The sequence below is a fragment of the Clostridium sp. 19966 genome (assembly GCF_032335695.1).
Lineage (GTDB): Bacteria > Bacillota > Clostridia > Clostridiales > Clostridiaceae > JACTOJ01.
The window spans coordinates 1-13,580 of record NZ_JACTOJ010000049.1 but is presented as its reverse complement, the minus strand read 5'-3'; the positions used below and the strand labels follow the sequence as shown (position 1 = coordinate 13,580).

The 13,580-nt window shown below is 34.9% G+C and carries 11 protein-coding genes, 1 rRNA gene and 1 CRISPR repeat array; all 12 genes read right to left on the bottom strand.

From position 1 onward, the window contains the following. Nucleotides 1-162 precede the first annotated feature (162 nt). A CRISPR array of direct repeats spans nucleotides 163-2,799; the repeat unit is 29 nt; unit sequence ATTTATATTCCTCATAGTTAATATAAAAC. A 272-nt stretch (nucleotides 2,800-3,071) separates the two neighbouring features. Next, nucleotides 3,072-4,007: an LD-carboxypeptidase gene (locus IAI10_RS23675; protein ID WP_315675785.1), complete on the bottom strand. Its 936-nt coding sequence runs from the start codon at nucleotides 4,005-4,007 to the stop codon at nucleotides 3,072-3,074. A 36-nt stretch (nucleotides 4,008-4,043) separates the two neighbouring features. Continuing rightward, complete coding sequence (locus tag IAI10_RS23670) at nucleotides 4,044-4,994, bottom strand: oligopeptide/dipeptide ABC transporter ATP-binding protein (protein WP_315675784.1); 951 nt, start codon at nucleotides 4,992-4,994, stop codon at nucleotides 4,044-4,046. 3 nt (nucleotides 4,995-4,997) lie between these two features. Further along, complete coding sequence (locus tag IAI10_RS23665; protein ID WP_315675783.1) at nucleotides 4,998-6,035, bottom strand: ABC transporter ATP-binding protein; 1,038 nt, start codon at nucleotides 6,033-6,035, stop codon at nucleotides 4,998-5,000. Nucleotides 6,036-6,057: 22 nt separating this feature from the next. After that, nucleotides 6,058-7,029: an ABC transporter permease gene (locus IAI10_RS23660; RefSeq protein ID WP_315675782.1), complete on the bottom strand. Its 972-nt coding sequence runs from the start codon at nucleotides 7,027-7,029 to the stop codon at nucleotides 6,058-6,060. Next, nucleotides 7,026-7,970, bottom strand: a complete 945-nt coding sequence (locus IAI10_RS23655; RefSeq protein WP_315675781.1) for an ABC transporter permease — start codon at nucleotides 7,968-7,970, stop codon at nucleotides 7,026-7,028. Before IAI10_RS23655 ends, IAI10_RS23660 begins: the two co-directional genes overlap by 4 nt. Before the next feature lie 87 nt (nucleotides 7,971-8,057). Then, a complete protein-coding gene (locus tag IAI10_RS23650; protein WP_315675780.1) occupies nucleotides 8,058-9,911 on the bottom strand; it encodes a peptide ABC transporter substrate-binding protein in 1,854 nt (617 codons plus the stop codon). A gap of 299 nt (nucleotides 9,912-10,210) precedes the next feature. Next, nucleotides 10,211-10,792, bottom strand: coding sequence for a M15 family metallopeptidase (locus tag IAI10_RS23645; protein WP_315675779.1), 582 nt, complete (start codon nucleotides 10,790-10,792; stop codon nucleotides 10,211-10,213). Next, nucleotides 10,779-11,861, bottom strand: a complete 1,083-nt coding sequence (locus tag IAI10_RS23640) for a dipeptide epimerase (protein WP_315675778.1) — start codon at nucleotides 11,859-11,861, stop codon at nucleotides 10,779-10,781. Before IAI10_RS23640 ends, IAI10_RS23645 begins: the two co-directional genes overlap by 14 nt. A gap of 1 nt (nucleotide 11,862) precedes the next feature. Then, nucleotides 11,863-12,645, bottom strand: coding sequence for a serine hydrolase (locus IAI10_RS23635; protein WP_315675777.1), 783 nt, complete (start codon nucleotides 12,643-12,645; stop codon nucleotides 11,863-11,865). 237 nt (nucleotides 12,646-12,882) lie between these two features. Continuing rightward, nucleotides 12,883-13,101 carry a DUF2922 domain-containing protein gene (locus IAI10_RS23630; protein ID WP_315675776.1) on the bottom strand — a complete coding sequence of 73 codons (219 nt, stop codon included), beginning with the start codon at nucleotides 13,099-13,101 and terminating at the stop codon, nucleotides 12,883-12,885. A 16-nt stretch (nucleotides 13,102-13,117) separates the two neighbouring features. Continuing rightward, nucleotides 13,118-13,342 (bottom strand): DUF1659 domain-containing protein, encoded by a 225-nt coding sequence (locus IAI10_RS23625; RefSeq protein ID WP_315675775.1) that lies wholly within the window; start codon nucleotides 13,340-13,342, stop codon nucleotides 13,118-13,120. Between the two features lie 128 nt (nucleotides 13,343-13,470). Further along, nucleotides 13,471-13,580, bottom strand: a 5S ribosomal RNA gene (gene rrf / locus IAI10_RS23620); the annotation flags it as partial.

The following is a 13,580-nucleotide window of genomic DNA, read 5'->3' as shown; positions in this document are numbered from 1 at the left end:
ATTAAATATAGCCTTCCATTTGTTATCCTGTGAACCTTTTTGCATGTACATAACCTCCCTAGTTAATTAATATCTGTTATTTTATCAAAACTGATTTTAACCTTCTAGGCGCTAATTTTTTTACGGTTACCTTTAATCTTTCATCACCTTCAATATAATCACATTTATATTCCTCATAGTTAATATAAAACGGTATTCAGCATGCCTTCGATCCAAACGATAGCAGCATTTATATTCCTCATAGTTAATATAAAACATTACCATCTGATTCAAACCTAAACTTTAAAGGTGTATTTATATTCCTCATAGTTAATATAAAACATGGGTAAAAAACTCCAGCCAATCCTGCCGATAAGTATTTATATTCCTCATAGTTAATATAAAACCTAAATTTATTGTAACTTTTCCTGCTGTAAATTTTACATTTATATTCCTCATAGTTAATATAAAACGAGAAATATCTGTATAATTCAATTATTTGTTGATTGATTTATATTCCTCATAGTTAATATAAAACTATTATAAAAGCACTCTTATATACTTTCTTTCCTATATTTATATTCCTCATAGTTAATATAAAACCTCCCTTTTGGTGTCCTGCAATGCTGAAATCTTGACAATTTATATTCCTCATAGTTAATATAAAACAGTGGGAAAAATAAAGGGATACAATGTATATTTCGAATTTATATTCCTCATAGTTAATATAAAACCTTCGGTACGTATTCTTATAGTCCTATAACTATAGAATTTATATTCCTCATAGTTAATATAAAACTTACTTGTGAGCCACACTCTAAAGATTCCGGTTCTAATTTATATTCCTCATAGTTAATATAAAACTAACTGCGGGTTTAAGTATTACTTATTTTAAAAATGAATTTATATTCCTCATAGTTAATATAAAACGCAGATATGGAAAAGGCTATAGAATACTGGAAAGCATTTATATTCCTCATAGTTAATATAAAACCTACTGGTGATTTATTGGCATTATTAAGAAATATAGATTTATATTCCTCATAGTTAATATAAAACCTGTCATCTCTTCTTATGTTCACTCTATCGTAAAAATATTTATATTCCTCATAGTTAATATAAAACAACTACGGTTGATAAGGAAGAACGTAGCTTTTTCATATTTATATTCCTCATAGTTAATATAAAACAAGAACTATCATTAGAAGATGCTGTTGCATTACCCGAATTTATATTCCTCATAGTTAATATAAAACTTTGCTAATCCTAAATATTTTATCTTTTCATTTTCAAATTTATATTCCTCATAGTTAATATAAAACTTACCTTGCAGACCATTAACTCTGTTGATGGTGATGTATTTATATTCCTCATAGTTAATATAAAACGATTTACACCTGCAGCTAACGCAAAGACTATCAACATTTATATTCCTCATAGTTAATATAAAACTTTGGCGTAAGCTGTCCACAAATCCATAAAATCCACATTTATATTCCTCATAGTTAATATAAAACAACGCTCTTGCCTTTCGTGCCATCAATATTGTTCCAATTTATATTCCTCATAGTTAATATAAAACAAAATCATGATGATATTTCTGCTAGATATCTTAAAAATTTATATTCCTCATAGTTAATATAAAACAAAGGTGTCCAAGTAATTATATATATTAAATTTTGGATTTATATTCCTCATAGTTAATATAAAACTTTTCTCTCTTTGGCTTGTTAAAACTTGTTACTAATTTATATTCCTCATAGTTAATATAAAACAATGTTGTTATTGATACTAGTTATGTTGATTCTAAATCTATATTCCTCATAGTTAATATAAAACTAGTCCTCCTTCTTCTGCTCCTTGGATTGATGTCCCTATTTATATTCCTCATAGTTAATATAAAACACCGCTACTGCTTACAGTCCGTTTATTCGGTTTGCTCATTTATATTCCTCATAGTTAATATAAAACTTGCATAATTCATTTCAGGATATACATCATATCCTGAATTTATATTCCTCATAGTTAATATAAAACAAATACTAACGTAGCTGATTATAAAATATTAGCTTTATTTATATTCCTCATAGTTAATATAAAACTATTAAAAAAGGCTACTGCAAAAGTAGTAGAACAATAATTTATATTCCTCATAGTTAATATAAAACTATTAATGATTCTGATTCAAGTGGACATATATATATTAATTTATATTCCTCATAGTTAATATAAAACACTACTTATTATTGGCTTGGCTTTGCTCGTTTTTATATTTATATTCCTCATAGTTAATATAAAACCAGCCATAGAGGATAAAACTGCCAGTGATGTTGTTATTTATATTCCTCATAGTTAATATAAAACCCTATTGTGCTTATTAAAGAGCTGTCTTTTTCTCACATTTATATTCCTCATAGTTAATATAAAACGGTTGTGTAGATGTGTGTATTGTATAATGTATTATGATTTATATTCCTCATAGTTAATATAAAACTTTGGGGTATTTATGTCTTTGTAGCTAAGCCTGGTAAATTTATATTCCTCATAGTTAATATAAAACTACTCCTACATATACACCTGATTCATCTATTACTAAATTTATATTCCTCATAGTTAATATAAAACCTTTATTAAATCAGAGCTTGCAGAAGCTTCTACACGATTTATATTCCTCATAGTTAATATAAAACTGTTCATTCTGATAGTGTTACGAGTAATTTAGCCTTATTTATATTCCTCATAGTTAATATAAAACTAAAATACTCTGCACCTTTAAGATGATAATTAGCATATTTATATTCCTCATAGTTAATATAAAACCCAAAATTCTAAGATTCTAAACCCATTGATATCACTGCCTTCACAGCTTTAACTAATTCTTCAATCAGATTAACTTTGCAGTGAAGCGGCAGTAATGCAAATTACTTTTTTAAAAAAGCATGCTTAAGCCCTCTATTTTCAATGGTTGGAGCCTCATTGTTTAAAAATGAGGTTTGCTGCAAACCCCATTTTACTAGTTATTATTATTTCCAAATGCTACTTAATTTACTATAATCATATCACATTTTTGTAGCAAATAAAATCTTGGATTTCTACTCCTCCAAAGCACTCTCCAGCACTGTAACTTTGCAGTTATCTCCATCTATTTCTGCCTCTGCCCCTAATGGTATTGTTATCTTAGGAGTACAATGTCCAGCTCTGAAATTGTATATTGTTGGCTTACCTAAGGGCTTTATTATATCCTCAAAGACCTGAATTAAGGTATGGTCGAAGTTTTCATATTGAGGCTCACATTCTTTAAAGTCTCCTATTATAATCCCGCTGCATTCCTCCAGCTTACCAGAAAGTCTCAGCTCTGTGAGCATTCTATCCACGGAATAGGTGTATTCGCTTATGTCTTCAATAAACAGAATTTTACCCTTAGTATTGATTTCATAAGGTGTTCCTAGGGTTCCAGCTATCAGTGAAAGATTTCCGCCTACTATTTGCCCTGAGGCTTTTCCTCCTACCAAAGTCTTAATTTCAAAGCTTTCTGGATTAGTGAGTTCTCCCAGAGGCTCTGACTCCATGATAGCTTTAAGATAACTTGCCTTTGAAAATTCATCAAAGCCGCCAACCATGTCCGAGGCCGCCATTGGTCCGTGAAAGGTTACAAGCTTACAAAATCTGTTTAAGGCTATGTGTATAGCTGTTATATCGCTGTAGCCTATGAATACCTTAGGGTTTTTCTTTATCATTTCATAGTCTATCCTATCCAGTATTCTTGGAGTTCCATAGCCTCCTCTAAGGCAGAACACTCCCTTCACTTCCTCATCCTTAAACATTTTGTTTAAATCTGCTGCTCTTAGTTCATCGCTGCCTGAAAGATAACCATACCTTTCAAAGCAGCTGTCCTCTGCCTTTACCTTGAAGCCCTGAGCTTCCAATATATTTATTGCCTCAAGAGCTGTATCTTTAGCCTTAACTGCTCCCGAAGGAGCTATTAACCCAATAGTGTCACCTTTTTTCAAAGCTTTGGGTTTTATCATCACTTTTACCCCTCCCTGTGCCTTTGCGCTTTATAATCAAGCAAATTTTTTCTGTAAGATCTCTTTATATTCCTCTATTTCTTTCTTATTAGCCAGTACAAAATGTCCCTCTTCTATCTCCGTCCACTGCTGTGCGTCCTTGGAGTAATCATAAAGGCTTGGATCATAAACTTCAATCTTCCTGTTTTTCTCTGCCCTTGGATCAGGTATAGGAATAGCTGAAAGCAGAGATCTGGTGTATGGGTGCAGCGGGTTTTCAAAGAGCTTTTCCGTTTCAGACATTTCTACTATTCTTCCCTTATATATTATGGCAACCCTGTCCGTTATGAACCTTACTACTGAAAGGTCATGAGCTACAAACATATAAGTGAGTCCTTTTTCCTCCTGAAGCTTAGACATGAGATTTAAAACCTGAGCTCTTATGGAAACATCCAGTGCGGATATGGGTTCATCTGCAATAATAAGCTCCGGCTCCATAACCATAGATCTGGCAATGCCTATACGCTGCCTTTGTCCTCCAGAAAATTCGTGTGGAAATCTGGAGGCAAATTCAGGAAGCAGACCTACGTCGGTTAAGGCCTTCTCCACCTTAGCCTTTCTGTCCTTTTCATCCTTATAGTTTTTGATATTATAAAGTCCCTCTGAAATTATATAATCCACCTTGGCTCTCTCATTTAAAGAGGCCATTGGATCTTGGAATATCATCTGTATCTTTCTCGTTACTTCCTTATCCAAGCTTCTGCTTATTTTTCCGTTTATTTTGTTTCCCTTAAATATTATTTCTCCCCCTGAGGTTTCATTTATCCTAACAATGGCTCTGCCTATAGTGGTCTTTCCAGAACCGGACTCTCCTACAAGCCCAAAGGTTTCCCCTTTATATATGTCAAAGCTTACCTTGTCGATAGCTTTAAAAGCCTTTTTACCTTTTCCGAATTCTATGCTCAAATCCTTTACCTGAAGAAGTATTTCCTTAGCTTCACTTTCCATAAATTATTCCTCCCACTGACTTAAAAGTCCCTTTATTATAAAAGGCGGTTCCACTTTAGGAGCTCTCGGGTCTAACAGCCAAGTTTTAGCTTTATGAGTATCGCTTACTTTAAAATAAGGCGGACGTTTTTCATAATCTACTTTTAATGCATAAGGATTTCTTGGTGCAAAGGCATCCCCTTTTATCTCATTGAAAAGATTAGGAGGTGTTCCGTTTATAGAATACAGTGCCTCTCCCTTTATTCCAAGCTGAGGAAGTGAGGATAAAAGTGCCCAGGTATAGGGATGCTTTGCATTATAAAATATCTCTTCCGCAGTACCGATTTCAACTATATCTCCAGCATACATTACTGCCACTCTGTCCGCTACCTTTGCCACTACTCCCAAATCATGAGTTATATATATTATGGTGAGCTTGTACTTGCTCTGAAGATTTTTAAGCAGCTGCAGTATTTGAGCCTGTATGGTAACATCTAAAGCTGTGGTAGGTTCGTCGCAGATAAGTATTTGAGGATTGCAGGCTACCGCAATGGCTATTACCGCCCTTTGCCTCATACCGCCGGAAAATTCATGGGGATACTGATTATACCTGGCTTCAGCATTGCTTATTCCTACGTCCTTTAGTATATCCAATGCTAATTTCCTGCTCTCCTCACCCTTTAAGCCTTGATGCATACAAACCGCTTCTTCTATTTGTTTTCCCACAGTCTTTAATGGGTTAAGAGCAGTCATAGGGTCCTGAAATACCATGGCTATTTTTTTACCTCTTATCTTCAGCCATTCCTTTTCATTCTTAAATTTAGCCAAATCTTCTCCTTCGTACATTATACTTCCAGAGTCTATATAGCCGTTGTCATCCAAAAGTCCCATAAAGGATTTTGTGAAAACAGATTTACCTGAACCAGATTCTCCAACCACAGCTAGACTTTCTCCTTCATAAAGCTGCAGTTCAATATTTCTTATGGCAGTAAGTACCTTACCTCTAAGCTTAAATTTTATCACTAAATCTTTTACCTCTAGAATCACTTTTTTGTCCTCCATAAATAACCCTCCTTTCTCTTCACTATACATGGCTTCTTGGATCAGAAGCATCTGCAAAGGCATTTCCTATAACATAGAAGGATATGGTTATAAGAGACAGCACTGCTGCAGGAAATATGAGCTGATACCTTAAGGATGAAACCATCATTATAGCTCTTCCTTCATTTATAAGATTACCAAGAGAAGGCATGCTTAGAGGAAGTCCCAGACCTATATAAGTTAAAAATACCTCTGAACCTATGGCATTAGGTATGGCAAGAGCCATCTGAAGCATTATAACTGATACCAAATAAGGAAGAAGATTCTTTAAAATGATTTTTCTCACTGGTGTGCCCAAGCATCTAGAGGCCAGATTATATTCCCTGTCTCTGATTATTAGTATCTGATTTCTTACGAATCTAGCCATGGAAAGCCAGTTGGTAAGGCACATGGCTATAACTAAAGTGCTTATGCTTGGATGAAGGATATAGGCCATTAATATCATTATTATAGTAGTAGGTATATTATCTATAAGGTTGTAAATCTGAGTTATTATAAAATCCAGCTTTCTCACATAGCCCCATAGGCAGCCTATGCTTATTCCGATCAGCGCCTGCCAAAGTCCTGCTAAAAGCCCTATAAGAAGAGAGGTTCTGGTGCCGCTCCAGATTCTAGCCCAAAGATCCTGTCCTATGGAATTGGTGCCGAACCAATACTGTCCATCAGGTGCATGATTTCTAAGCTGCATGCCTGTTTTAGGATCTAGGTATATCTTTGTAGGAAGCTTCTGATTGGGTAAAAATGGCTGTATCAGTGTAAATAATATAATCACCAGCATCAATATTAATAAAGCTGCGGCAACTCTATTCTTTAAAAAGGCTTGTAGGGTGGAACGCCAATAGGAGTAATTTGAATATGCGTTTTTTTCTCCTTTATTTACATCATATTCTGCAAACTCAAAAAGGCTTTCATCTATGCCCTCTGAAACTTTTTCAATCTTTGCATTACTACTCATCTTGTACCTCCTTGCTTAGCTAGCTTAATACGTGGATCTATAGCTGCCATAAGTATGTCTCCTAAGAATAATCCAATAATGCCTAAGGAGGAATATATCAAAACTAATATTTGAACTATGGAGTTGTCCTGTCTTTGTATTGTATCTACTAAAAGTCCTCCCATGCCAGGTATGGAATATAGGGATTCAATATATATGGAGCCTGCTACCGTATACAAAAGAGAAGTTGGGAAGTACTGAGCCATAGGAACTATAGCATTTTTTAAAACATGCTTTACCATTATCTCGCTGCTGCTTAACCCCTTAGCTCTTGCCAGCTTGATGTAATCCTTATTCATTTCATCTACCATGTATCTTCTCATCCACATAGCGTAGCCTGCAGTGCTTGATAATGCCATGGAAAGCACAGGTAAAATCCAGCTGCTGGGATCATCCTTGTCAAATAGTATGGGCAGCTTCAAAATACCAGTGGCATATAGCTGTATAAAAAGGTAGTATACCGCCGCCGGCACCGCATTTATAAATACTATGTATCCATTTCCTAGCTTATCCCACAGCTTATTCTTGCTTTTTGCCATAAGTATGCCTAGAGCTATACCAGCTACTATGGATATGGCAAGAGCTGCCATACCAAAATAAAGAGAATAGGTTATTTTAGGCCCTATTATTTCTGCCACAGGTACATTAGGTCTATAAGTTATGGAAGTTCCTAAATTACCTTTGAAGAGATTTTTATAAAAATGTGTAAGCTGTATGTACCAAGGATCCCTAAGACCTAGGTTTCTTAAAATGTTTTCTCTTTGGGCAGGAGCTAATTTATCATAGCCTTGACCAAAGTATCCCTCTTCCGGCATGAGTCTCATGAGAAGAAATACTATGGAGATTACTATGAATAGAGTGAATATAGACTGCGCTAATTTTTTTGAAAGGTATTTAACCATCTTTATGAGCCTCCTCTATAAAACGCTTGGTTAATTAATATAGAAAGCAAGGATAACCCTACAGCTATCCCTGCCTATGAAATGTGCTTACTTTGTGGTTTCAGCCTTTTTAAGTGCATCTGCTCTTTCTTTCTGCCACTTAGCAAATTCTGTCTTATAAGTTTCTGTGTTCATTGGTTTAGCCATAACCTTTTGTCCTTTAAACTTTAAGCTTGAAACTCCAAAAGGTGAATATGCTGCTGAAAATGGATCCAGCTTAGAAGCTATAAATCCGCCGCCGCCCACTGCATATGGAACTACAAAAGCCTGATCTATGAGGTAAGCTTCAGCCTCTGCAAAAAGGTTGTCTCTCTTTGCTACATCCAATCTTTCATTTTTAGCTTCCTCTACCATATTTTCGTATTTGCTCTTTCCATTAGTGTCTGCGTAACCTTCAGCCATACTTATCCAGTTGTAGTTTGATTCTTCAGTAAATGGATCAGTATAGGTCTGTGGGTCTGCATAGTCAGGTCCCCAGTTACATTCCATGAAGGAGTAGTTTCCTGCTCTTCTTGTAGCTTTCAAGAAACCAGATGGTGGGTATGGTACTGGTACTATTTTTATAAAATCTGTTCCTAATAGCTTTTCCATCTGCTGCTGAACAACCTGCGCTCTGTTTGTCCAATCTGAAGTTCCAGTGTTGTAAGGCATAACCACCTGTACTGGGAATTTAACTTTTCCCTGTAATTCCTGCATAGCCTTTGCCTTATATTCCTTTGCTTTGCTCTCATCAAAGGTACTTGTCCCTGATATTTTGCCTAGTGAGCCAAGCTTTGTATAATCTGTACCCTTAACATCTACAAAGTTTGCAGGAGTTATAGTATTGCTTAATCTTCTATCCGGTTCGTAAGGCTCCGAAGTAAGCATTGCTGCCTTCTTATCTAATCCATAAGCTAAAGCCTTTCTGAAATCTATATTATTTACGGCTGCCTTCCAATTATCCGGCTCATATTTAGCATCATATTTTGGATTGAAGTTGAAGGCATAAAAATATGAGTAGAAATTAGTAGATGCCGGTCTTACTGAATCTTTTTTAGTAGCGTCCTTCATCCATTCATCTATGGAAGCTGTGGGTATGCTGGCATCTGTAATCTGTCCTCTTGTGAAAAGCTCTGGTCCAAGCGTGTCTGCTTCCTTGTTATAAGTATATGTTAGCTTCTTTATAAATACGTTATTTTTATCCCAATAATTATCATTTGCTTCAAAAACCCTAGAGTTCTGTGGTTCAAAGGTTTTTAATATATAAGCACCATTATAAAGGAGCGTTTTATTGTCAGTCCCAAATTTAGAGCCTGTCTCCTGAAGGAATTTACCATTTACAGGGAAGAAACAGACATAGGTCAGCATGGACAAAAAGTAAGGTGTAGGCTTTTCTAAGGTGTATTCCAAAGTATATTTATCCTTAGCTTTTACACCTACTTGAGAAAAATCTGTTATTTCTCCGTTATAATATTTTTCACCATTTTTTATTACGCTGTAAGCTACATTAGCTGTATCGGAATTATTTTTCTTATCCAATACATACTTAAGAGAATCTACAAAGTCCTGAGCCTGAAGTTCATCATACTCTTTTCCGTCATAGGTCATCCACTTTACACCTTTTCTTAAATTAAAAGTCCATGTAAGACCATCGGAAGATTGGGTCCAGCTGGTAGCTAAAGCTGGCTTGATAACTCCGTATTTATCATATTCTGTTAGAGAATCCACCAAATTTGCATCTGCTGCAAATTCATTTTCCTGAGATGTAATTAAATAATTTAGTGTAGTAAGTTCCCCTGAATATACTGTTGAGTATTCTTGCTTTACATTGCTTTCATCATCTTTTTTTGTTTTTTTCCCACAGCCTGCAAGGACGGAAACTGTAAGAATAGCTGTCATAGCTAAAATAAATGCTTTTTTCATGACTTACCCCCTATTTTTAAATGCATAAATATTCATCTATCTTATATTTAATTCATGTAAGTTCCATCTAGTTATCTCAATATAAAATAGATGTTTAATAACAATTTACCTGCGTAATAACCCCAAATTACACGCCTTAAATTTATATTATAGTAATTGTATATTATATTTTTTATTAAAGAGCCTTACAGGAAAAATTTATGTCTATTTATAAATCCACTCATATTCATGTATAATTATTGATAAAAGTAAAATTTAAACCAATACATCGGCACCCATTTTATCAAATTAAAACCAAGCTATTTTTTAACTCTAATAAACTGGTCTAAATCTATATTGTAAATATCATATTTTTTATAAGCATCATCTTCGAAATGCCACCACTCCGTATCAATGATTAAAAAACCATTTGAAAGCATAATCTCCGTCATAAGATTTAAATTATCTCTTTCTTCACTGCTCATGAATTTGTAATTTCTATAGGCTTTTTCTGAAAAATCATCAAACTCTGATGGCATTCTTAGCTCTTCCCCGTTTTCTTTCACAAGAGTTATATCCACAGCGGTACCCCTGTTATGTCTTGAAGCATTTTTATTAGGATTTGCCACGAAGCGATCATCTCTAACCATATCCCAAAATATTCTTTGCACATATATGGGCCTGTAAGCATCCCATACCTTTATTTTTAATCCCAGCTCTTTAAAATCCCTGTTTGCCCTTGAAAGCTTTAAAGCAGTCTCTTCTTGCAGCACACACACCTCTGCAGGATAGATTTTTTTCCTAGTAAAATTGTTTTCTTTAGCGTACCTCAGATCGATAATAAAACCATCATCTATATCGCACACATTTACCAATCCATTTATATTCTTAATCCCCTGCATATTTTATACCTGTTATTCCTAGTCCTGCCCCCTGCTGAAGAGTTATTACACTTTCATCAAATATAGCTCCTCCATCTACGGGATCTTCGCTGCAAAGTACGGGACCATCTAAATCGATTTTGGTTATTATACTCTTAGCTGCTGCTAGCTGCACAGCTGCAGTTACACTGACTTTAGCTTCCAGCATACAGCCTATCATGCACTCTACTCCATATATCTCTGCTAATGAACATATTTTTAATGCATTGTATATTCCTCCGGTTTTCATTAATTTAATATTTATGAGATCAGCAGCTCTATTTTGCATTATTTTTAATGCGTCCATAGGTAAAAATACACTTTCATCCGCCATAACCGGTGTAAACACATTATCTGAAACAAATTTCAAGCCTTCAATATCATGAGCTTCTACGGGCTGCTCCACAAATTCTATATTTAATCCTAAGTCCTCCATCCCCCTTAATATCCTTACTGCCTCTTTAGGCTTCCAACCCTGGTTTGCATCTATTCTTAAATCAACATCTTGTCCCACAACTTTTCTTATAGCTTGAAGCCTCTTTATATCAAGCTCACTATCCTTCCCCACCTTTACCTTAAGGGTTCTATATCCTCTATTTATGGCATCAATGCTGTCCTCAGCCATTTCCTCCGGTGAGTTAACACTTATAGTTATGTCTGTTACTATTTCTTTTCTATATCCGCCTAGAAGCTTGTATAAAGGTGCATTGTATAGCTGTCCATATAAATCATAGACAGCTATATCAACCGCAGCCTTTGCGCTGGTATTTTTAACAATGCACTTATTTAGCGTAAGCATTATTTCTTCTATATTTTCTATATCCATACCTATTATAGATTTTTTGATTATCTCCACCGCAGATAGAATCGAGCCTGTAGTATCCCCTGTTATCACCGCAGTGGGAGGTGCTTCACCATAGCCCACATTGCCAGTGTCAGTTATTATAGTCACAATAGGATCTTCCACACTATTAACTGTTCTAAGCGCAGTTTTGAAAGGTCTCTTAAGAGGAACTGAAATAAATTTTATTTTTATATCCACAATCTTCATATTACTTTTCTCCCATATTATCTACATAGTTATATACAAGCTTTGAAACACTACCTATAGCATTTCTAGCATAATTGTCGCTTAAAGCATCCCAGGTAAGCATTACAAAAATATAGCTCTCCTTATCAGTAAATACTATTCCTGCATCGTGCTTGATGTTGGTGAGATCTCCAGTTTTATGAGCTACTACAATGTCATCTGGAATATCTATTCTCATCATGGAACTATCTAACTGTTCCTTCATTATATCCAGCATCATATCACTGTAATGTTTATTTATGATTTGTCCATCATAAAGCATTTTTAAAAACTTTCCTACATCTTGAGCGGAAGTATAATTCTCAAGACCTTTTTCCTTAGCATCCATATCCATCATTTTTCTCTGAAGTAAAGTATCCTTAAAGCCTAATTGGCTGATATAATCATTTATGTCTCCCATGCCAAGCATATCTATAAGCTTGTTGGTAGCACTATTATCACTTTGCACTATCATGAGAGTTATAAGATCTAGTATTGTATAGGAATTGCTTTCATCAAGCAGGTACACTATGCTGTAGGGCACCCTATTTTTTCCCTCCACAGTAACTTTATCATTAAGCTTCCATCTGCCAGAATTACAGGTTTCAAAAGCCTTAGCCATAATAAATAATTTAATGATAGAAGCGGATGGAACCACTACTTTCTCATCTATGCTGCATTGGCAGCCTGACTTTAAATCCTTAAAATATATGGAATACTTCACTTTTTTTTGCTTCATAAAATCTAAAATAATATGCCTTAACATTCCATAACACCCCTTAGCTTTAATGTTTAGATTAACTCTAGGACTCTAATTAATCAATGCTTCCTAGACTGAATTACTATATTTTATCAATATTACATATATCCACAGGTATATGATATACTTTTTTAATATATGCAGATATTTTTAAGTTGCTACTGAGTAATTCCATATGCAAGCAAAAAAAGCAGAGAAGCCTGATTGACTTCTCTGCTTTTTCATTGTCTCTGTTTTAGTCTGCTACTTTAGTTCTAACTTGGACACATTTTTATCCACAATTTGAGCAGCAGATTTACCTTTTAAATCTCCACCTGTGGATGAAAAAATATTTTTGTTTATGAAAAGATCCATAACTGTTGATACCTGTTCATTAGTAAGATCCTCTTTTATATAATCCAAGGTAAAAGAGGTACTCTTATTAGCTTCATTGGTAAAGGTCATTGATAATGTTTTTGCCATATTAAATCACTCCTCCCTATGCTTGTATGATGACTGAGTCATCGCTTCTTAAAATCTGAACCACAGGATACTGCAAAAGCCCTGCCACTGCACTTGCTATAGCAAATACGTCTTCATCTGCCGCATTCACCTTTACCTTAGAAAATTTAATTGATTTTACAATGTCATTTCCCTTTGCATCTACCCCCTGTTTAATCTTAAGTGTAATGGCACTACTGTTCTTTGTTGTTTGCACTGCCATGTTCATCATCCCCTTTCACTTACTAAATATGCAAATGCAGGAGAAACTATCAGGTGAGGAAAATTTTTTTATGCTTATATTTATTACAAAAAACAAAAAAACTGCTAAGTTATTCTTAGCAGTTTTTAACCTGGCAACGTCCTACCCTTCCACCCAGTCACCCGGGCAGTACTCTCGGCGATACAGCGTTTAACCATCGTGTTCGGAATGGGAACGGGTGTAGCAGCTGTTCCATAAT